The organism is Mesoterricola silvestris (assembly GCF_030295405.1).
Taxonomy (GTDB): Bacteria; Acidobacteriota; Holophagae; order Holophagales; family Holophagaceae; genus Mesoterricola; species Mesoterricola silvestris.
In genome coordinates this window covers 2,960,001-2,979,203 of record NZ_AP027080.1, presented here as the reverse complement: position 1 = coordinate 2,979,203, position 19,203 = coordinate 2,960,001, and the positions used below count along the sequence as shown (strand labels likewise).

General features: G+C 69.4%; 24 protein-coding genes (1 of these 24 cut by a window edge). 17 read left to right on the top strand and 7 right to left on the bottom strand.

Annotated features, from left to right (window positions below; genetic code table 11):
• Positions 1 to 12 precede the first annotated feature (12 nt).
• Both rsmA and R2J76_RS12900 read left to right on the top strand, forming a co-directional pair.
• Positions 13 to 819 (top strand): 16S rRNA (adenine(1518)-N(6)/adenine(1519)-N(6))-dimethyltransferase RsmA, encoded by an 807-nt coding sequence (gene rsmA, locus R2J76_RS12905; RefSeq protein WP_316412016.1) that lies wholly within the window; start codon positions 13 to 15, stop codon positions 817 to 819.
• On the top strand, positions 820 to 2,586 hold the full coding sequence (locus R2J76_RS12900; RefSeq protein ID WP_316412015.1) for a ribonuclease J: 1,767 nt from the start codon (positions 820 to 822) through the stop codon (positions 2,584 to 2,586).
• Between the two features lie 516 nt (positions 2,587 to 3,102).
• Here the strand turns inward: R2J76_RS12900 and R2J76_RS12895 are convergent.
• From R2J76_RS12895 to R2J76_RS12885, 3 genes are read right to left on the bottom strand one after another with little or no spacing between them, the layout of a single operon-like run.
• A complete protein-coding gene (locus tag R2J76_RS12895; protein WP_316412014.1) occupies positions 3,103 to 3,594 on the bottom strand; it encodes a hypothetical protein in 492 nt (163 codons plus the stop codon).
• 20 nt (positions 3,595 to 3,614) lie between these two features.
• On the bottom strand, positions 3,615 to 4,097 hold the full coding sequence (locus tag R2J76_RS12890) for a hypothetical protein (RefSeq protein ID WP_316412013.1): 483 nt from the start codon (positions 4,095 to 4,097) through the stop codon (positions 3,615 to 3,617).
• Positions 4,097 to 4,684 carry an RNA polymerase sigma factor gene (locus tag R2J76_RS12885; RefSeq protein WP_316412012.1) on the bottom strand — a complete coding sequence of 196 codons (588 nt, stop codon included), beginning with the start codon at positions 4,682 to 4,684 and terminating at the stop codon, positions 4,097 to 4,099. The genes R2J76_RS12890 and R2J76_RS12885 overlap by 1 nt, the downstream gene beginning before the upstream one ends.
• A gap of 141 nt (positions 4,685 to 4,825) precedes the next feature.
• Between R2J76_RS12885 and hpt the strand changes: the two genes are divergently transcribed.
• The 6 genes from hpt to prmC all read left to right on the top strand — a co-directional run bounded on the left by hpt (position 4,826) and on the right by prmC (position 9,423).
• The gene (hpt, locus tag R2J76_RS12880; protein ID WP_316412011.1) at positions 4,826 to 5,359 is read left to right on the top strand and encodes a hypoxanthine phosphoribosyltransferase; all 534 of its coding nucleotides are present in this window, start codon (positions 4,826 to 4,828) and stop codon (positions 5,357 to 5,359) included.
• A 9-nt stretch (positions 5,360 to 5,368) separates the two neighbouring features.
• A complete protein-coding gene (lptE, locus tag R2J76_RS12875; protein WP_316412010.1) occupies positions 5,369 to 5,917 on the top strand; it encodes an LPS assembly lipoprotein LptE in 549 nt (182 codons plus the stop codon).
• A complete protein-coding gene (gene holA / locus R2J76_RS12870; protein ID WP_316412009.1) occupies positions 5,918 to 6,946 on the top strand; it encodes a DNA polymerase III subunit delta in 1,029 nt (342 codons plus the stop codon).
• Between the two features lie 64 nt (positions 6,947 to 7,010).
• Positions 7,011 to 7,991 carry a fumarate hydratase gene (locus tag R2J76_RS12865; RefSeq protein WP_316412008.1) on the top strand — a complete coding sequence of 327 codons (981 nt, stop codon included), beginning with the start codon at positions 7,011 to 7,013 and terminating at the stop codon, positions 7,989 to 7,991.
• A 9-nt stretch (positions 7,992 to 8,000) separates the two neighbouring features.
• A complete protein-coding gene (locus R2J76_RS12860) occupies positions 8,001 to 8,585 on the top strand; it encodes a FumA C-terminus/TtdB family hydratase beta subunit (protein ID WP_316412007.1) in 585 nt (194 codons plus the stop codon).
• A gap of 7 nt (positions 8,586 to 8,592) precedes the next feature.
• The gene (prmC, locus tag R2J76_RS12855) at positions 8,593 to 9,423 is read left to right on the top strand and encodes a peptide chain release factor N(5)-glutamine methyltransferase (RefSeq protein WP_316412006.1); all 831 of its coding nucleotides are present in this window, start codon (positions 8,593 to 8,595) and stop codon (positions 9,421 to 9,423) included.
• A 286-nt stretch (positions 9,424 to 9,709) separates the two neighbouring features.
• On the opposite strand, the gene R2J76_RS12850 is transcribed toward prmC, so the two are convergent.
• Positions 9,710 to 10,027 carry a CcdB family protein gene (locus R2J76_RS12850; protein ID WP_316412005.1) on the bottom strand — a complete coding sequence of 106 codons (318 nt, stop codon included), beginning with the start codon at positions 10,025 to 10,027 and terminating at the stop codon, positions 9,710 to 9,712.
• Entirely contained in the window at positions 10,027 to 10,272 is a 246-nt protein-coding gene (locus R2J76_RS12845) for a type II toxin-antitoxin system CcdA family antitoxin (RefSeq protein WP_316412004.1), read from the bottom strand. The genes R2J76_RS12850 and R2J76_RS12845 overlap by 1 nt, the downstream gene beginning before the upstream one ends.
• Before the next feature lie 112 nt (positions 10,273 to 10,384).
• Here R2J76_RS12845 and R2J76_RS12840 point away from each other — a divergent pair, with 112 nt between their 5' ends.
• From R2J76_RS12840 to R2J76_RS12800, 9 genes are all read left to right on the top strand, one after another.
• Complete coding sequence (locus R2J76_RS12840) at positions 10,385 to 11,065, top strand: flagellar basal body L-ring protein FlgH (RefSeq protein WP_316412003.1); 681 nt, start codon at positions 10,385 to 10,387, stop codon at positions 11,063 to 11,065.
• A 10-nt stretch (positions 11,066 to 11,075) separates the two neighbouring features.
• Complete coding sequence (locus tag R2J76_RS12835; protein WP_316412002.1) at positions 11,076 to 12,176, top strand: flagellar basal body P-ring protein FlgI; 1,101 nt, start codon at positions 11,076 to 11,078, stop codon at positions 12,174 to 12,176.
• Positions 12,173 to 12,481: a rod-binding protein gene (locus R2J76_RS12830; protein WP_316412001.1), complete on the top strand. Its 309-nt coding sequence runs from the start codon at positions 12,173 to 12,175 to the stop codon at positions 12,479 to 12,481. The genes R2J76_RS12835 and R2J76_RS12830 overlap by 4 nt, the downstream gene beginning before the upstream one ends.
• 57 nt (positions 12,482 to 12,538) lie before the next feature.
• Positions 12,539 to 12,835, top strand: a complete 297-nt coding sequence (flgM, locus tag R2J76_RS12825; RefSeq protein WP_316412000.1) for a flagellar biosynthesis anti-sigma factor FlgM — start codon at positions 12,539 to 12,541, stop codon at positions 12,833 to 12,835.
• Between the two features lie 12 nt (positions 12,836 to 12,847).
• A complete protein-coding gene (locus R2J76_RS12820; RefSeq protein ID WP_316411999.1) occupies positions 12,848 to 13,156 on the top strand; it encodes a hypothetical protein in 309 nt (102 codons plus the stop codon).
• 45 nt (positions 13,157 to 13,201) lie between these two features.
• A complete protein-coding gene (locus R2J76_RS12815; RefSeq protein ID WP_316411998.1) occupies positions 13,202 to 13,498 on the top strand; it encodes a glutathione S-transferase family protein in 297 nt (98 codons plus the stop codon).
• A 9-nt stretch (positions 13,499 to 13,507) separates the two neighbouring features.
• Positions 13,508 to 15,031: a flagellar hook-associated protein FlgK gene (flgK, locus tag R2J76_RS12810; protein WP_316411997.1), complete on the top strand. Its 1,524-nt coding sequence runs from the start codon at positions 13,508 to 13,510 to the stop codon at positions 15,029 to 15,031.
• 14 nt (positions 15,032 to 15,045) lie between these two features.
• Positions 15,046 to 15,981, top strand: a complete 936-nt coding sequence (flgL, locus tag R2J76_RS12805; RefSeq protein ID WP_316411996.1) for a flagellar hook-associated protein FlgL — start codon at positions 15,046 to 15,048, stop codon at positions 15,979 to 15,981.
• A 701-nt stretch (positions 15,982 to 16,682) separates the two neighbouring features.
• Complete coding sequence (locus tag R2J76_RS12800; RefSeq protein ID WP_316411995.1) at positions 16,683 to 17,189, top strand: MBL fold metallo-hydrolase; 507 nt, start codon at positions 16,683 to 16,685, stop codon at positions 17,187 to 17,189.
• 12 nt (positions 17,190 to 17,201) lie between these two features.
• Here the strand turns inward: R2J76_RS12800 and R2J76_RS12795 are convergent, their stop codons facing one another.
• Both R2J76_RS12795 and trmFO read right to left on the bottom strand, forming a co-directional pair.
• Entirely contained in the window at positions 17,202 to 18,431 is a 1,230-nt protein-coding gene (locus tag R2J76_RS12795) for a hypothetical protein (RefSeq protein ID WP_316411994.1), read from the bottom strand.
• Positions 18,428 to 19,203, bottom strand: partial view of a methylenetetrahydrofolate--tRNA-(uracil(54)-C(5))-methyltransferase (FADH(2)-oxidizing) TrmFO gene (trmFO, locus tag R2J76_RS12790; protein ID WP_316411993.1) — the 3' portion only. The gene runs 568 nt beyond the window's last position; 776 of the gene's 1,344 nt are visible here — the last part of the coding sequence; its start codon lies beyond the right edge, outside the window — the gene reads right to left on this strand; the stop codon is at positions 18,428 to 18,430. The genes R2J76_RS12795 and trmFO overlap by 4 nt, the downstream gene beginning before the upstream one ends.

The window sequence follows — 19,203 nt, the reverse complement described above, 5'->3', positions numbered from 1 at the left end:
TAAGCTGAATCCGTGGAGCTTGATATCGCGGAACCCCTGAAACTGACACCGAAGAAAGGGTTCGGCCAGCATTTCCTTGTGCAGGCTTCCGCCATCCGGGCCATCGTGGGGTCCGTGCTGGCCAGTCCGGCCACCCGGATCCTGGAGATCGGCCCCGGCCCCGGCGTGCTCACGGCGCCCCTCCTGGAGGACGGCCGCCCGCTTTGGGCGGTGGAACTGGATCCCGAGGCGGTGGCGGTCCTGGAGCAGCGGTTCCGGGGCGTGGAGCACTTCCACCTGATCCCGGGGGACGCGGTGCGCGCCGCCCTGCCCGAAGGACCCCCCTTCACGGTGGCGGGCAACCTTCCCTACAACGCCTCCACGGCCATCCTGGGCCGCTTCCTGGTGGAGCCCCTGGCCTGGGAGCGGATGGTGTTCATGTTCCAGCTGGAGGTGGCCCGGAAGATCCTGGGCCAGCCGGGCACCAAGGACTACGGTCCCCTGTCCATCCTGGCCCAGCTCTGCTGCCGGGTCACCCGGGTCCTCAAGCTGGGGCCCGGGGCCTTCCGGCCGGCGCCCAAGGTGGATTCCGCCGTGCTGCTCTTCGAGCCGCTCCCCGGCGCCCCGGAGCTGGAGGCGCGGGCCGGGCTGCTGGCCCTCCTCCACCGGAGCTTCAATCATCGCCGCAAGACCCTCGCCAACAACTGGCAGGGCTGGCTGCCCCCCGAACAGATCCACGACCTCCTCGCCGCCCAGGGCCTCCCGCCCGCCATCCGCGCCGAGGCGGTCCCCCCCCGCACGTGGCTTGAACTGTTCCGTGCCCTTTCCCGGAAACACTAGATGGATTTCGCCTCACCCCCCTTCATCGACTGGCAGAACCCCCCCGCCAAGGACGAGCTGCGGCTCATCCCCATCGGCGGCCTGGGGGAATTCGGCATGAACGCCCTGGTGGTCCACACCGCCAAGAGCCTCTTCCTGGTGGACTGCGGCCAGCTGTTTCCCTCCGAGGACCAGCCCGGCATCGACAGCATCATCCCCGACTTCGCCTACCTTGAGCCCTTCGCCGAGCGCATCGACGCGGTGCTGCTCACCCACGGCCACGAGGACCACCTGGGCGCGCTGCCCTACTTCCTGGAGCGCTGGCCGGTGCCCGTGTACGGCACCGCCTTCACCATGGGCCTCCTGGAGGGCAAGCTCCGGGAGCACGAGCTCTGGAGCCCCCGGCACATGCACGTGGTGGAGGACTTCGCCAAGGTGAAGGTGGGCCGCGGCGAGATCCAGGCGGAGTGGATCCCCGTCACCCACAGCATCCCCGACGCCTGCGCCATCGCCCTCCACACCCCCTGGGGCGTGGTGGTCCACACCGGCGACTACAAGCTGGACCCCTCCCCCGTGGACGGGCGCCTCACGGGCACCGCGCGGCTCACGGAGCTGGGCGACCAGGGCGTGGCGGTGCTGCTCTCGGACTCCACCAACATCCTCAACACGAAGCCCACGCCCAGCGAGGAGGAATGCCGCGGCGGCCTGCGGGACGCCTTCCGCGCCACCAAGGGCAAGCTCTTCACGGCCACCTTCAGCTCCAACATCCACCGCATCCAGATATTCCTGGACCTGGCCTACGAGGAGGGCCGCAAGGTGTGCCTCCTGGGGCGCTCCATGGAGCGCAACGTCACCGTGGCCCGGAGCCTCAAGCGCCTGGCCCTGCCCGACGACCTCTTCATCGAGCCCAAGGAGGTGCCCCTCTTCCCCCCCAAGAAGGTGGCGGTGCTGTGCACCGGCTCCCAGGGCGAGGAGATGGCCGCCCTCCAGCGCATCCTCAAGGGCGAGGTCAAGGGCCTCAAGATGGTGGACGGGGACAGGCTGCTGCTCAGCTCCCGGGCCATCCCGGGCAACGAGGTGAGCATCTCCCGCACCCTGGACACCGCGGCGCGCCTGGGGGCCGAGACCACCCTGGAGGGCATCGGCGTGGTCCATGCCACCGGCCACGGCCACCGCCCGGATTCCGCCGCGATGATCTCCATGGTGCGCCCGCGCCACATGGTGCCCGTGCACGGCACCTACCGGAACCTCAAGGTCCACGCGCAGCTGGCCGCGTCCATGGGCTACGACAAGGAGCACATCCTCTTCCTGGACGGCGGCGAATGCCTGCGGCTGTTCAAGGACGGGCGGGTCCAGGAGGCCGGCAGCGTCCCCGTGGGCAAGTGCTTCGTGGACCAGGGCGTGGACCACATGGTGGACGCCCGGGTCATCCACGACCGCCTCATCCTCCAGGAGGACGGCATCGTCATCGCCACCCTCGTGGTGGACCCCGACACCGGGGATCTGGCCGCCGAGCCCTCCATCCTCACCCGGGGGTTCGTGGTGCTCAACGACGACCAGGCCTACTCGGAACTGCTCCGGCTCACCGTGCGCAACGCCTTCGACGAGGCCCCCCGGGAGATCCGCAAGGACCGGGACCTGCTGGTGGAGTTCCTGCGCCAGTCGCTGCGGCGCACCATCCGCAAGACCACCCAGACCCGGCCCGTGGTGGTGCCCATGATCCTCGAGACCGGCGGGGGCGAGGCTCCGCCTCCCCCGGCCCCGGCGCCCCGCAAGCGCAAGCGCTGACCACCACGTAATCGCACGTGTCCCGGACGTTCGCCCCGAGTCGTTGCTGCGGGCCAAGCCCGCAGCAACGGAAGGCTCCCACCCCATGGTTGGGCCTGTGTTTTCACCCATTGGCCCCGACCCACCTCGGGGCCTCTCTTCGAGTGCTGCGAGGAGGGCCTTGGACCGCGCCAAAGCTAATTAGCAAAGCGACCTCGTCTCGAACCGGGCCTTCGGCAGGTCTGGGCTCGAGCTGACTTCAAAAGATTGTGGGTGGTGCAAACCATTCAACGTCGGCGCCCACCGGCACCGGGAGGGCCATCGCGAAGCAAACCCACGAACCCATGGGAGCCGCTCTCCTCGCCTGGGTCTTCCAGGAGAGCCATCTCCTTCCGGATTCCCATCCGCTCAACGAAGTGAGTTGGGCGTAGCACAGCCCCAACGCCTCTTCCGCACCCCCCCGTCATCGCCGGCTTGGCCGGCGAGGACGAAACAGGGCGAGCGTCTGGGACACGTACCGATTACGCAGCCAAGCTCCTACCGGGCGTCCTTCAGGCCTTCCCTCAGCTTCTGCTGGATCTCTTCCATCACGAGGATGAGGCGGGCCTGCTGGGCGGGGGACAGGCCGGCGCGGATGTCCTCCTCGAACTGCTTGCGGCCGGCCTCCTGGGCCCGGCGCAGGGTCATGTAGCCGTCCACCACCGGCTTGAGCCGGACGTTCTTCTCGTCCTCGGCCTCGGGGCCCATGAGGATCTGGTGGAACTGCCGGCGCAACTCCGCGGTCTGCTGGCCCCGTTCCATGTGCTCCCGGTCCCAGCGGCCCCACTTCTCGGCCATCATCCGGGCCCGGTCCTCGGGCAGGCCCAGCACGCTCTGGATGCGGCTGGCGCGCCACTGGAAGAGCCTGGCCATGAAGCGCGGGTCCTGCACCCGGCTGGGGGGGGCGTTCCGGGGCGGGTGCTGGGGGGACCTGGGGGCCTGGGCCAGGCCCAGGGTGGCGCAGAGGCCGAGCAGCAACGCCGATTTCATCAAGGGGGCCTCCGGGCGGGTCATGGCTTGGGATCCTTGGCGGGCTTGGGCTCGAGGCCCTCCAGGACCGTATCGGCCTTTTCGGGGGTGAGCTTGCGCAACTGGGCCACTTCGTCCTCGCCTTCCATGAAGGGGGTCTCGGGCAGGGCCGCCGGGAGCTCCGCGGCGGCCGGGGTGTAGGTGGCCTCCACCAGGGGCTGGCGGTTGGCCCGGCCCAGCCAGAAGCCGCCGGCGCCCACCGCCATGAGAAGGCCGGCCGCCAGGGCCCACAGGGCCCCGTGGCCGCCGCCGGCCCGGGGACGGGTGGGGAGTTTGCGCACGATGCGCGAGGGCAGCTGGTCGAAGTAGCCCGCCGGGGCCAGGGCGGCGGGGGCGTCGTCCAGGGCCAGCCAGGTGACCCGGGCTTCGGAGCAGCCGGAGCAGCCCCGCACGTGGGCCTCCACCTCCGCCGGCAGGTCCAGGGGATCCGCTTCGATGGCGGCGAGGGCTTCCAGGCAGGTCATCATGGCCTCCCCCCTTTGATGAGTTGCGACAGGTTCTGGATGGCGTGGAACACGTGGGCCTTGACGCTGCCCACCGAGATGTTCATTTCCGAAGCGATCTGGTCGTATTTCCAGTCGTTCTCGATCTTGAGGAGGAGGGCCTGGCGCTGGCGCTTGGGCAGGCGGGGCAGGGCCTCCCGCAGCAGGCGCCGGGACTCCTGGTCCAGGAGGGTCGACATCTGGTTGTCCTCCACCCGCAGGGCCAGGTGCTCCTGGCCGTCGGGGGTGGGGTCCAGGCTTTCGTGGCTGGAGCGGGTGCGCCCCAGGAAATTGAGGGCCTGGCGGGTGGTGATGGTGATCAGCCAGGTGCGGAAGGAGGACTCGAACCGGAAGCCCGGCAGGGCCCGGAAGACCCGCAGGAAGGTCTCCTGGACCACGTCGTCGGCGTCCAGGTGGTTCTTGAGGATGGAGAAGGCCTTGCCGTACACGTCCCGCTGGAACCGCTCCACCAGCTTGCCGAAGGCGGCCTGGTCCCCGCCCTGGGCGGCAATGACCCATTCCTGGACCTCGGGTCCGTGGTAGGGGGAATCCAGGGCGGCCTGCTGCATCAACCTCTCGTCTCTGGCTGGGAACGCAAGGGATATCATCAGGGGCCCACCCATAAAGCACAAGACCCGGACATGGGTCCTGCCTACTAGACCCCGGGGGCGGGGCCCGGGTTGAATGGTATAAAGAATCTGGAGAAACCCATGTCCGCTTCCCTCAGCCGCATCTACCCCCTGCTCACCGAAGCCCAGATCGCCGCCCGCGTGCAGGAGCTGGGCGACGAAATCGCCCGGGACTACGCGGGCAAGGACCTGGTCGTCATCGGCCTCCTGAACGGGGTCTACCCCTTCTTCGCGGACCTGACCCGGGCCATCAAGCTGGACATGGACGTGAATTTCATGCGGGTGGCCAGCTACGGCCACGGCCTGGAATCCACCGGGGAGGTGAAGATCCTCACCGACATCGACAAGTCCATCCGGGGCCGCCACGCCCTGGTGGTGGAGGACATCGTGGACACCGGGCTCACCCTCCACAAGGTGCGGAACCTGCTCCTGGACCGGGAGCCCGCCAGCCTGAGGATCTGCACCCTCCTGAGCAAGCCCAGCCGGCGCCGGGTGGAAGTGCCCGTGGACTACATCGGCTTTTCCATCGAGGACCACTTCGTGGTGGGCTACGGCCTGGACCTGGAAGGCAAGCTGCGCAACCTCCCCTACGTGGGAATCTACAATCCCGCCTGAAAGAGCGTCATGGCCCGAAATCTCGCGCCGGCCCTGGCCGGATTCCTCCTGTTGGGTTGCGGCTACCACCGGCTGGACAACCGCCCCCGGGCCGCGGCCTGGATGGTGAAGGGCCAGACGGTGCGCATCGCCACCTTCCGCAACAACACGCCCAAACTGGGCGCCGAGGAGACCTTCCGCAAGGCCCTGGAGAACCGCATCGTGGCGGCCTCCCCCTGGCGCCTGGTGCCCCAGAGCGCGGCCAGCCGGTGGGTGCTCCAGGGGGCCATCGAGCGCTACGAGGTGCGGGCCCTGGGGCTTTCCCTGGGCAGCGATTCCGTGAAGGGCTCCGCCGGCAGCGCCACCCGGGTGGAGGTGGTGGTGGTGGCCTCCGTGCAGCTGCTGGACGGGGTCACCGGGGACGTGGTCATCACCCGGCCCGGGCTCACCTTCTCGAACCAGTACCGGGTCGACCAGAACTTCGCCAGCTTCAACAACCAGGAACTGCGGGTGCTGGCCACCCTCTCCGACGATTTCGCCGAAAGCTTCCTGACCCAGCTGCTGGAAGGGAGCGACTGAATGGCCATCCCCCGCACCTGGCTGGATTCCCCCTTCGCCCTCCTCCACGGGGAGGATGGCGACGGCCGCAGGGAGGCCGTGGAGGCCTGGAAGGCCGTGCACGTGGATCCGGAGTGGGAAGTGTTCTCCTTCACCGTGTGCGCCGAGGGCTGCCCCTGGGCCGAGGTGGTGAACGCCCTCACCGAATCGGCGCCCCTGGGCGCCGACCGGGTGGTGCTGGTGCCCCAGGCGGACAACCTGCTGGAAAAGGCCAAGGAACTGCCCGCCTCCGTGAAGCGCCTCGTGCAGGAACCCCTGCCGTCCACCCGGCTCCTCCTGGTGGCCCGGGGCACCCTCTCCGCGGGCCCCGGCAAGATCCTGGGCGCCAAGCCCTTCAGCGACTGGGCCAAGCAGGGCAGGGTCCTCAAGCTCGGCGCCATGGACGAGAAGGAGGCCCCCGGATGGGTGGAGGCGGAGGCCGCCCGCATGGGCCTGCGCCTGGGTTCGGGGGTGGCCAAGCGCATCGCCGTGCGCATGGGCGGCAACCCCGGCATCCTGCGCCGGTGCCTGGAGGTGCTGGACCTGCTGGCGGAGGACCGCCGCGTGGAGGCGGACCTGGTGGACAAGGCGACCTTCCGTCTGGGCGAGCAAACCGCCTTCGCCTGGTCCAAGGCCTGGCAGGGCGGTTCCGCCGCCCCGGCCCTGGCGGCCCTGCGCCAGGCCGTGGAGGACGACCCCAGCGGCGCCCCGCTCATGCTCCTGGGCCAGGCCCGGCGGGAGGTGGAGCGCCTGTGCCGCCTGAACGACGCCCGGCGCAACGGCGTGCGCAGCCGGGACGGCCAGGTGGCCGCCATGGGCCTGGGCCCCAACCAGGCCTTCCTGTTCGACGGCTATGACCGGGTCCTGACCCGCATCGGCCCCGAGGGGGCCGCCCGCCTCCTCCATCTGGTGAACCAGACGGACATGGACCTCAAGGGCGTGGCCCTTTCCCGCAGTCCCTCCCCCCTGCTGAACCTCACCACGGCCCTGTGCAGGGCCTGGAGTTCCTGAGCCCAAAAAAGAGTTGTTAATCTTTTGAATCGGACCTACACCTAGAGGACGCAAAGGGGGACCCATGACCGCCTGTTCCATGCCCAATCTCACCTCCCTGGGGACGGTGGAGTCCAAGTCGGTGTTGCCGAAGGACTGGAAGGCCGACCTGGCCCACCCCGCGACCCTCGACCTCACCCTGCCGGTGATGGAGCTCATCCGCCGGACGACGAGCCGGCTGCCCCAGGACATCATCGAGGCCGTGGTGGCCAACCGGAACCTGGAGGCCGAGGGGTCCCGGGCCGCCAACACGCTGGACACCATGATCGAGAACATCACCCTGGCCGACGACCACGTCTCGCCGCTGTGCCAGGACACCGGCACGATCATCTTCTGGGTGCGCCACCCCTTCGGCGTCTCCCAGCGCCGGCTCCGGGAGCAGATCCGGAAGGCCGTGGCCGACGCCACCGCCAAGTCCTGGCTGCGCCCCAACTGCGTGGAGGCCCTTTCGGGCCGGAACCCCGGCAACAACATGGACCCCCTGGGCGAGGGGCACCCCGTCATCCACTTCGAGGAGCGGGAGGAGCCGGGCATCGAGATCTCCATCATGCTCAAGGGCGGCGGCTGCGAGAACGTGGGCGCCCAGTACCGCCTTCCCGACGCCGCCCTGGGCGCGGGCCGCGACCTGGGCGGCGTGCGCAAGTGCATCATCGACGCCGTCACCAAGGCCCAGGGCCAGGGCTGCTCCCCGGGCATCCTCGGGGTGGCCATCGGCGGGGACCGGGTCACGGGCTACGAGCGCAGCAAGGAGGTCATCCTCCGCAAGCTGGGCACCCCGAACCCCGACCCCAAGCTGGACGCCTTCGAGCGCCGGCTCACCGAGGAGATCAACACCCTGGGCATCGGCCCCATGGGCTACGGCGGGCGCACCACGGTCCTGGGCGTGCTCGTGTCCGAGATGTTCCGCCATCCCGCCAGCTTCTTCGTGAGCATCAGCTACATGTGCTGGTCCAGCCGGCGCATGGACCTGGTTCTGGATGAAACCGGCTCCGCCGTGTACCGCTAGGAGGCTCCCGTGAAGCGCATCACGACCCCCATCTCCGAAGACGTCATCCGCGGCCTCAAGGTCGGCGACGAGATCCTCCTCAACGGCCGCGTGGTCCTCTCCCGGGACATCGGCCACAAGTTCATGGTGGAGAAGAAGCCCGACTGGCTCAAGCCGCTCCTGCACGAGGCCGTGATCTACCACTGCGGCCCCGTGGTGGCGCACCACGAGGACGGGCACTGGTCCTTCGTCTCCGCCGGCCCCACCACCAGCATCCGCGAGGAGCCCTACCAGGCGGATGTGCTCGAGACCTACACCGTGCGCGGCGTCATCGGCAAGGGCGGCATGGGCCGCAAGACCTCCGAGGCCCTGGGCAAGGTGGGGGCCTGCTACCTCCACGCCACCGGCGGCGCCGGGGCCCTCCTGGCCGAGCGGGTCAAGCGGGTCGTGGACGTGAAGATGCTGGAGGAATTCGGAAGCCCCGAGGCCTTCTGGGTGATCGAGGTGGAGGACTTCCCCCTGGTGGTCACCATGGACAGCCACGGCGGCAGCCTCCACGAGGACGTGGCCAAGGCCAGCCTGGACCGCGCCAATGAATTGATGGCCGCCAAATAAACCGCCCGTGCCCCTGACCTACGCCCAGTTCGCCGGCGACCTCGCCTCGGCCCTGTCCGGATTCCTGGACCGGGCCGAGGCGCGCGCCGAAAGCCGCCGCTGGCTCCAGGAGGGCCTGGACCTGTCCCCCTCCTGGCTCCTGGCCCACGGCGACGACCCCGTTCCCGACGGGGACCGGGCCAGGGTGGCCCAGTGGCTGGAGCGGCGCAGGCAGGGCGAGCCCTGGTCGTACATCCTGGGCTGGTGCGCCTTCCGGGGCCGCCGCTTCTCCGTGACCCGGGACACCCTCATCCCCCGGCCCGAAACCGAACTGGTGCTGGAGGCCGCCCTGGAGGTGGGCCGGCGCCTGGGGGTCCTCCACGCCTGCGACGTGGGGACCGGCTCGGGCATCCTCGCCGTGTGCATGGCCCTGGAGACGGACTGGGAGATCCAGGCCTCGGACATCAGCCCGGGGGCCCTGAAGGCCGCCCGCGCCAACGCCGCGGCCCTGGGGGCCAAGGTGGCCTTCCGGCGGGGCCACCTCCTTGCGCCCCTGAAGGAGCCCCTGGGCCTTGTGGTGTCCAACCCCCCCTACGTGGACCCCGCCGACGCCCCCGGCCTCCAGCGGGAGCTGGCCTTCGAGCCCGCCACGGCCCTATTCGCCCCGGACCGGGGCCTGGCCCTGTCCGCCGAGATCCTCCGGGAGGCCCGGCGCCGCGCCGCCCCCGGCTGCGTCCTGGAAATCGGCGCGGGGCAGGGGGAGGAGCTCAAGGCCCGGGCCCTGGCCTCGGGCTGGAAGCGCGCGGTGGTCCACCAGGACCTGGCCGGCCACGACCGGTGCCTCATGGCGCTGCTCTAGGGGGTGCCGGCAAACCCCAGGTGCCTTGAACCCGCGATGAAGGGGCTGTACCAGGCTGAGCGGATCCCCGTTCATCCCATCCATCGGCGTTCATCCACGTTTCCGCAGGGCTGACGCGGGGATGGGTCGGAGCTCAGGTTACTCGACGTCCTGACCCCAAGGCGCCGGCAACTCCCAGCGTATTTCAAACGGGGATGAAAAGGATCCAGGGGAAAGAGCAGGATAAAGAACCTCAGGTCAAGGCTGGAGCCCCATCACTAGTTGCCGATACATCCACCAAGGCGCCTCAGAATCCGGTCAGCAGCAGATCGATGGCCTGGAGGATCTCCTTCCGGGCCGAAGCCAGCTCCCCGACGGCGGCCCCCAGGTCCCGCCCGCGGATGCCCGCCATCTCCGGGACCATGGCGATCAGCGGCATTCCCTGGAAGCGCACTTCGGGCGTGAGGCGGGTCAGGGCCTGGGACCGGGCGCCTTCCGGGCGGTACAGGGGCACGACGACGCGGGTGGCCAGCAGGGACATGAGGTCCGACTGCACGTCCAGAAGGTAGGGCACCTCGCCCTTGGACCGGGCGTTGGGGTTGGCGTGGACGGAAAATTGGGCCATCAGAAGGTCCGGGCCCCGTCGCTGAAGACCCCCTGGGCCTCCACGCGCCGGTTGTAGGCCTGGATGGCGTCCCGGTTCTCGCCCAGCCACTTTTCCGCCAGGTGGGCCCGGATGGCCTGGGCGATGGCCTGCTCCGCCAGGCTGGAGAGGTTCAGGCCCAGTTCCTTTCCCAACCTCAGGAGGTCGCTGTTCAGGCTGAGGTTGACGGGGCGCTTCGGGGCATCGATGCGGTAATCGGGCAGCATGGGCGCCTCCGGCGTTAGGTGCGCATAAAGAATGCGCATGATCCAAGCGCATGTCAAGGGGGCCCCGGCCTTCTGGCACGACCCCTGCCCATACCCGGCATGGAGGCAGGTCATGCGGTATCTTTTGCCCATCGCGGTCGGAGTTCTGGTCCTGGGGTGCTCCATCCCCAAGACCCATGATCCCAGTCTCACCAAGCAGCCCCGGATCCCCTACGCCGAGGAGGGCCCGGCCGCCGCGCCCCTCTCGGACGGCTCCCTGTGGCAGGACCGCCTCACGGTGGCCGATCTGCGGGCCCACCGCCTCAACGATCTGGTGACCATCAAGATCACGGAATCCACCACGGCCACCTCCAAGGCCGACGTCACCACCTCCCGGGCCGGGTCCAACACCCTCACCTCCCCGTCGCTCTTCAGCCGGTTGGCCAGCGTGGGGGTGGGCAGCGGGGCCGCGGCCACCGGGGGCTTCAAGACCGCCACCACGAACAAGTACGCCGGAAACGGCGTCACGGACCGCAGCGCCCTGTTCACCACCACCATCACCGCCCGGGTGGTGAAGGTCCTGGGCAACGGGAACCTGATCTTCGAGGGATACCGGGACATCCAGCTCAACAACGAGAAGCAGCGCCTGTACGTGGCCGGGATGCTCGATCCCGCGCGCCTGGACACCGCCAACACCATCGGCTCGGCACAAGTGGCCGAGCTGCGCGTGGGCTACGGCGGCCAGGGCGTGGTGGACGAGACCCTGAAGCCGGGCTACGTGAGCCGCCTCCTGTCCTTCATCTGGCCGTTCTGAGGCGGGACCCATGCGCAGACTCCTCCTTTTCCTCGCCCCCGCCCTCCTGGCGGCAGCCCTCCCCGACAAGGGCATCGACCTCCCGCTGCGGGAGGTGGCCTCCCTCCAGGGCGTGCGGGGCAACATGCTCCTGGGCTACGGCCTCGTGGTGGGCCTCAAGGGCACGGGCGACACCATCCAGTCCAAGTTCACCATCCAGAGCCTGGCCAATCTCATGGCCCGCCAGGGCATCAGCATCCCCACCACCGGCGTGAACGTGAAGAACGTGGCCTCGGTCATCGTCACGGCCGAACTGCCCGCCTTCGGCAGACCCGGCCAGCGGGTGGACGTCACGGTCAGCTCCAACGGCGACGCCTCGTCCCTGGCCGGCGGAACCCTCCTCATGACCCCCCTCCAGGGCCCCGACGGCCAGGTGTACGTGGTGGCCCAGGGCCCCCTCCTGGTGGGCGGCTTTTCCGTGGCCACCGCCGGCGCCTCCAACACCAAGAACCACCCCACCGCGGGCCGCATCCCCGAAGGGGGCCTGGTGGAGCGGGAGGTGGGCGGCAATTTCAACGACCGCAAGGTGCTGCGGTACAACCTGCTCATGGAGGACTTCACCACCGCCGTGCGCGTGGTCAAGGCCATCAACCAGGAACTGCCCTCGGCCCCGGCCCGGGCCCTGGACGCGCGCACCGTGGAGGTGCCGGTGCCCTCGGAGTTCCAGGGGCGCATCGTGGAGCTGGTGGCCCGGCTCGAGAACCTGCCCATCCAACTGCAGTCCCACGCCCGGGTGGTGGTGAACGAGAAGACCGGCACAGTCATCATGGGTTCGGACGTGCACATCGGCGCCGTGAGCATCGTCCAGGCCGGCCTGTCCATCTCCGTAACGAACACCGCCCAGGTGAGCCAGCCCAAGCCCCTCAGCAAGGGGCGGACCACCACCACCGCCACCGGCGAGGTGAAGGCCGAGGACGAAAAGGTGAAGTCCCTGACCCTGGAGCCCGGCACCACCGTGGGCCGGCTCGCGGAAATGCTCAACAATGTCGGGGTCACCCCCCGGGACCTGGTGGCCATCCTCCAGGCCATGAAGGACGCCGGCGCCCTGAACGCCGAGCTGAGGATCCTGTGAGCGCCCCCATCCTGCCCGCCGCCGCGGTCCCGGCCCAGGACCTGGTGACCCCCGCCCTCCCCGGCGGGAAGGATGCCAAGGAAGCCGCCAAGCAGTTCGAGGGCCTCCTGATGGCCAATCTCTTCAAGGAGATGCGCAAGACGGTGCACCCCTCGGGCCTTTTCGGCACCAACGATTCCGCCCGGGGCACGTATGAATATTTGCTTGACCAGGCCGTCGTCAACCATGCCATGGACAGCGGGAAGACCTGGGGTCTGAGTGAACGCCTGGAGTCCTCCCTGAAGGCCTCGAAGCAATACAGATGAACAGAACTTAATTGGAACCCGCCTCCTGCCGATACTAAGATCGAGGTGAGGTGAGAAATGAGGGTTTCAATCAAGACCGGAGCGCCGGGAGCCTCCCAGAAGGTGGGCGGCGGGGCGCAGCCCGCTTCCACGGGCCCCGTGGGGGCCCCCGTGGCGGCCGATGCCCTCAGCGTTTCCAACGGGGCGCACTTCATCTCCGTGGCCCGGGCCCGGCTGGAGGCCATTCCCGACGTGCGCCAGGAGAAGGTCGAGGCCATCCGCGCCCGGATCGACGCGGACGCCTACAACCCCGACGGGGATGCCGTGGCCGACGGCCTCGTGCGCGAACACACCCCCGTGCGCCAGGAGCCTTGACGGTCCGCGCCCATGAACCCCCTCACCCTGCGCCAATCGTTCCAGACCGCGAACCTGGAAGCCCTCCGGGAAGCCCAGGGCGTCCATGAGCTGCAGGCCAGGGATGCCGCCCACCGAAGGAACGTGGACGACCAGATGACGCAGGAACAGAATAATGTTCCATTAATACCAAAGGCCGACGCCATGCGCACGGAGGAGCGTCAGGGCCGGCAGCAGCCGCGTGGCAAGGAGAAGGGCGAAAGTCCGGAGGAAGGGGACGAGCGGGAGTCCTGGGGGGAACCGGCAATTCCTGCCGAAGGCCACCTGGATTTCCTGGCCTGACAGACCCGGCACAGCCTTTGCGCAGGGAGGGCCTGGAGGCTCTTCATGCTGCACTCGCTGCCCGCCCTGCTCAATGACCTTGAGGCCAGGCTCATCGCGGGCGAGGATCCCATCCCCCTTCTGGCCACCGTGCGGTGGCAGGAAGTCATCGGCTGGCCCCGGGACCGGGAGGAGGCCCTGCGCCTGCAGACCCGGCTCCGGAACCTGAAGATCCTCATCACCACGCTGGAGGCCCCCCTCCGGGCCACCCTGGCCAAGCTGAGCGACAGCGCCACCTACGCCCCCAAGGGCGGCGTGCCGCTTCCGCCCACCGTATCCGTCCGCCTCCACCAGAACGCCTAGGAGATCGCCATGCCGGGCTTGACCGCAGGATTGAACATCGGCCTCACGGGCCTGGCCGCGGCCCAGAATTCCCTGGACGTGATCGGCCACAACATCGCCAACGTCAACACGCCCGGATACAGCCGGCAGGTGGCGCAACTGGGCACCGCCGGGTCCTCCATGTTCGGGGGCCTGGTGTACGGCACCGGCGTGAACCTCCAGGCCATCCAGGGCATCCGGGACCAGCTCCTCAACCTCCAGATCACCGTGAGCACCGCCCAGCAGAGCGGGGCCCAGACGCGGTACCAGGGCCTCCAGGCCATCTCCTCCGTCTTCACCGACGACGGCACCTCGGGCATCAGCTCCCAGCTCAACGCCTTTTTCACGAGCCTGCAGAAGGTCGCCGCCCAGCCCGAGGACCCCTCGCTGCGCACCAACCTCGTGGGCGCCGCCCAGACCCTCATCAGCACCCTCCAGACCAAGTACCAGTCCCTGCGCGACGCCCAGACCACCGCGGACCAGCAGGTGGCGGCCCTGGTGCCCACCGTCAACACCCTCACCAGCCAGATCGCCGCCCTCAACAAGAAGCTGGCCGGCGAGGTGAACCCCGACCAGGACAACACCTCCATCGACCAGCGCCAGGACCTGGCCAACCAGCTGGCCAAGATCGTGGGGATCCAGACCTACATCGACAGCAAGGGCCAGATGAACATCAACCTGGACGGCGGTACCGCGCCCCTGGTGATCGGGAGCACGGCCTACACCATGACCTCCATCCAGAACAACACGCCCCCCGCCACGGCGCCCTTCTACAATTCCGTGGAAGTGAGCCTCAACGGCACCGCCCCCTTCACGGACGTCACCGCCTCCATCACCAACGGCGAGATGGGGGCCCAGCTGGATCTGCGGGACAACCTCATCGCCGGCTACGAAAAGCAGATGGATGAGCTGGCCGCGGGCGTGGCCTACAACATCAACTCCCTGAACAGCACCGGCTACTCCCTGGACGGGGTCCAGCACGGCCTGGACTTCTTCCAGAACGCCGCCGGCAACACCGCGCACCTGCCCACGGGGATCCAGGTGCCCCCGGACGTGGGCGCCCAGGTGCCCGCCAACGATTACAAGGGCATGGTCCTCGCCCTGTCCGTGAACGCGGCCATCATCGCCAATCCCTCCCTCTTCGCGGCCAGCAGCACCGGCGCCGCGGGCGACAACAAGAACGCCCAGGCCATGGTGGCCCTCCAGACCTCCGGGGCGACCGTGGACAGCACGGGCGCGGGCCCCGCGGCCTCCACCACCGGCCCCTTCAGCTCCTTCGTGGCGGGCCTGGTCACCAAGGCCAGCACCGACGCGGCCCAGTGGAAGATCACTTCCACCAACGTCGAGAACATCACCACCGCCCTCACCACCCAGCGGGACAGCGTCTCCGCGGTGGACCTGGACACCGAGGCCGCCAACCTCATCACGTTCCAGCGCGGGTACCAGGCCTCGGCCCGCTTCGTGTCCGTGATAAGCCAGCTCACCGAACAGCTCATCAACAACCTCGGCGCCTAGGAGGGAGAGGACCCATGACCATCCGCACCCCCAATCCCATCAATTCGTCCCAGATGCTCCTGGACCTGCAGCGTTCCAAGGAGCGCTACTCCAACTACGCCTCCCAGCTCACCACCGGCAAGGCCATCGTGAACCTCGGGGACGATCCGGCGGGTTCCGCCGCGATCCTGAACTTCCAGGCCTCCATCGACCAGAACAGCCAGTTCATCAGCCAGATCAACGCAGCCACCGGGTTCCTCCAGAACTCCGAGACCGTCGCCTCCTCCGTTCAGACCCAGGTCACCCGGCTCATGGAGCTGGCCCAGTCCGGCCTCAACGGCACCCAGAGCGCCACCAGCCGCGGCGCCATCGCTTCGGAAGTGGACGGCATCTACACCGGCCTGGTGAACCTCGCCAACACGAAGGTGCAGGGCAAGTACATCTTCGCCGGCACCAACACCACCACCGTGCCCTTCGACGCCGCCACCGCCCCGGCGGGCCAGCCCAATTCCATCACCTACAACGGGAACAACGCGAACATCGATTTCACCGTCGGGGCCAGCGCCACCACCGCCACCAACATCCCCGGCGACACCCTCTTCCTGGGCGGCGCCGCCCCCGGCTCCTACGGCGGCAACCTGGATCTCTTCAACGCCGCCAAGTCCCTGAGCGTCGCCCTCAACTCCGGCAACACCGCCAATATCCAGACCGCCTACACGAACCTCCAGGCCATCAGCACCCACCTGAACGACGTCATCACCCAGCTGGGGGGCCTCCAGAACGGCATCGACAACATCAAGACGAGCCTCCAGGACGTGAACACCAACCTCCAGGCCGTGCAGGACACGGTGGAGGGCGTCGACTACCCCACCGCCATCACCGGCTTCAGCCGCGAAGGCACCGCCCAGTCCGCGACCCTCAGCGTCCTCTCCAAGATCAGCAGCAAGAACCTCTTCGACTACCTCGCCTAACCTCCGGAGCGTACGGGTTCCGGACGTGCGGCCCGGTTTCGATGACGCAGGCAAGCTGCGTCATCGGAGGGGCTCGCCTTGGGGGGGTGGGGGAGTGTTGCCACGTACCGGCTTCGAGGGGTGCTGGGGGAAGGCGGTTCGCGCCGGCTCTGGATTCCCTGCGGCGTCGCGGATCCGATCAGCGTCGGCGCGGGGGGGCATGCCCCTGCGGGACACTTGAAGCGCGGCCTGGGTTCCATAGGCCGCCCGGCAAGGCCGGATGAAGGCGCGGTCAGGGCCTTGATCGGAGCCGGAAGGTGGAACGCCACTCCATCGTTCCCTTCGGAACCCAACGAGGCCGGCTTGTCCGGCCGAGTACCGCGGGCGGATGTCGGGGACACGTGCGATACTCGAACCCGAAAAACGTCCAAAAAGTTCGGGGGTGGGAGTGAGGATCCTCAGGTGGGTGATCGGGGTGTCGTGGGGCTGGTCCTGCTTGGGGGTGGGGATCTGGGCCGTCAAGAAGGGGCAGTCGCCGCTGGTGGACGGGGCGCGGCTGGAGGGGGAAGGGTGACGGTGGTCGTGGACGGGACCGGGCCGATGCCGGTGGCGGCGCACATCCTGCAGTTCAGGGATGGGGGTGGGGCTGGTGGACGCGGGGATGGACCCGGAGGCGAAGGCGGTCCTGGGGGCGCTGAGGGGATGAACCGGGGGCGGCGGATGTGAAGGCGATCCTGTTCACGCATTCGCACGACGATCATACGGGGGGGAGCCGGGCGTTTCCCGGGGCGGCGCTGTATGCGTTGAATCCGCACCGGCGGGACGGGGCGGGGCAGAGCGCCTGGAACCGGATCCAGGGGGGGCGCGCGGGCACGGAAAGCGGGGCCGGGGGCCGGCGGGAGCTGCGGCTCCTGGAGGACGGCGAGGTCCTGGACCTCCACGGGGATCGCATCGAGGTCTTCGGGATTCCGGGGCACACGTACGACAGCTGCGCCTACCTGGCCTTCGGCGGCCTTTTCATGGGGGACAGCGCGGCGGGGACCTTCAACGGCCGGATGGGGTCGGCGCCGCCCTTCGTGTCGGTGGACCGGAAGATGAACCAGGCCGGCTTGAAGCGGTTGGCGGCAAGGCTGGGGGGGCGCGGGGGGGAGGTGCGGTACCTGGCCTTCGGGCACCAGGGACCCATCCCGGGGCTGGGGCCGCTCCTGGAATGGAGCGCCTCCCATTGAGGGGCGCGGGCTTCAGCTGGCGCAGTTCCTGAAGGGCAGGGATTCCAGGGGCAGCCACCAGCCCGCCCGCGATCCCGCCAGGAGCATCGTGCCCGCGCCGGGGTGCAGCACCGGGGCGCCCAGGGCCACCTCCGGGGGCGGGTTCAGGGAGGCCCAGGCCTGGCTCCACAGGAGGCGCTCCAGGGTCTCCTTGTCGGGGTTCCAGCGGTACACGCGGCCCAGGCCCTGGGCCGCGTAGGCCGGCCAGTCCTCCAGGCCGGCCTCCTGGGGCGCGGGGGTGGCCAGGCCGAACCAGAGGCGCCCGGAGGCGTCGGCCCCCAGGAGGCGCAGCAGCTTGGCGTCCCGGGCCAGGGCGTCCTCGGGGGCGAAGCCGGTCACGTCCCGGTCGGCCACGAGGGTGCCGTCCTGGGCCACCTGCACGATCTTGCCCGGCGCCGGCTGCCACCAGTAGCGCTTGCCCCCGTGGGCCAGCGCGGAGCGCCATCCGGCGCAGGGCACGCCCCGGTCCTCGGGCGCCGGGAAGTGGGTCCAGCCCTTGGTGCCCAGGTAGGCCGAGAGGCCGTTGCGGGAGGAGGCCAGGAAGGTCCACGGCCCCGTGGGCAGCAGATCCTCGAGCTCGGGCACCTCGGGGGGAAGCTCGATGTCCTTGGCGACGGGGCGCCGCGCGGTGCCGGCCAGCGGCAGGCGCTGGACGGGGCCCTTGGGGCCGAAGAGGAACACCGCGGGCTCCGGGCCTCCGCTCACCGCCATGCGCTCGTAGGCCCCGCGGTGGACCCACCGCGCCTCGGGCGCGCCGGCCTCCAGGGCCATGGCCAGGGCCGGTTCGGAGCTGGCCGCGTCCCCCGCCCTGTAGAGGAGCACCACCGCGCCGTCCGGGGCGAGCCAGCCGTCCTGGAGCTGCGCGAAGCGCCAGAAGCCTTCGCTGACGCCCTGGGGCCGGGTCACCGGAAAGGAGCCCGCCGAGGCCCCGTCGCGGAAGACGGCCACCTGCTGCCGGTCGCTCTGGGTCTGCACCTGGGCCAGGAGGATGCCGGCCTGGCGCGGCGGGAGCCACTTCAGGGCCCGCAGCGGGATCTGCGAATCCACGAACTTCACGCGCCATCCCGGCTGGGCGGGTTCCACCGCGAAGGGGTTGGCGGGCTCGTCCAGGAGCGATCCCGAGGGCTGGTGGCGCATGCCCAGGTAGAGTCCCCCGGCCAGCAGCAGGATGACTCCCAGCCCCACGGGAAGGATCGGTCTCACAGCTTGGCCTCCGCGATATGGGCCTCCAGAGCGGCCAGGGCCCTTTCACGATGATATGCCCCTTTGGCCTGCTTGAGGCCGCGAAGTCCGCCGGCCCTCTTCAGCATGCGGTGGTCCAGGATGCCGCCGGGGATCTCCGGAAGCAGCCCGATCATGGCGTTGGTGGGGCAGAAATCCTTGGGCGAGGCGTGGGCCAGGTAGTGCAGCAGCGAGCCCAGCATGGTCTCCCGGGGCAGGGGCGCCGGCTCCCGGTCCTGCGCGTGCTGGCGCATGAACAGCGACGCCGCGAGGCCGCCCGCGGCCGATTCCAGGTAGCCCTCCACGCCGCTCACCTGGCCCGCGATCCAGAGGCGGGGCAGGGCCTTCACCCGCAGCTGCGCGTCCAGGACGCGGGGGGCGTTCACGTAGGTGTTGCGGTGGATGCTTCCCAGGCGCGCGAACTCGGCCCGCTCCAGTCCCGGGATGAGGCGGAACACCTCCTGCTGCGCGCCCCAGGTGAGCCGCGTCTGGAACCCGACGAGGTTGAAGTGTTCGCCGGCGAGGTCGTCCTGGCGGAGCTGGACCACGGCGTAGGGATAGCGCCCCGTGCGCGGATCGTCCAGTCCCACGGGCTTCATGGGCCCGTGGCGGAGGGTCTCGCGGCCGCGGTCCGCCATCACCTCGATGGGCAGGCACGCCTCGAAGTAGGGCGTGTCGAAGTCGTGCAGCGGGGCCCGGGGCGCCGCCAGCAGCGCGTCCAGGAAGCGCTCGTAGGCCTCCTGGTCCAGGGGGC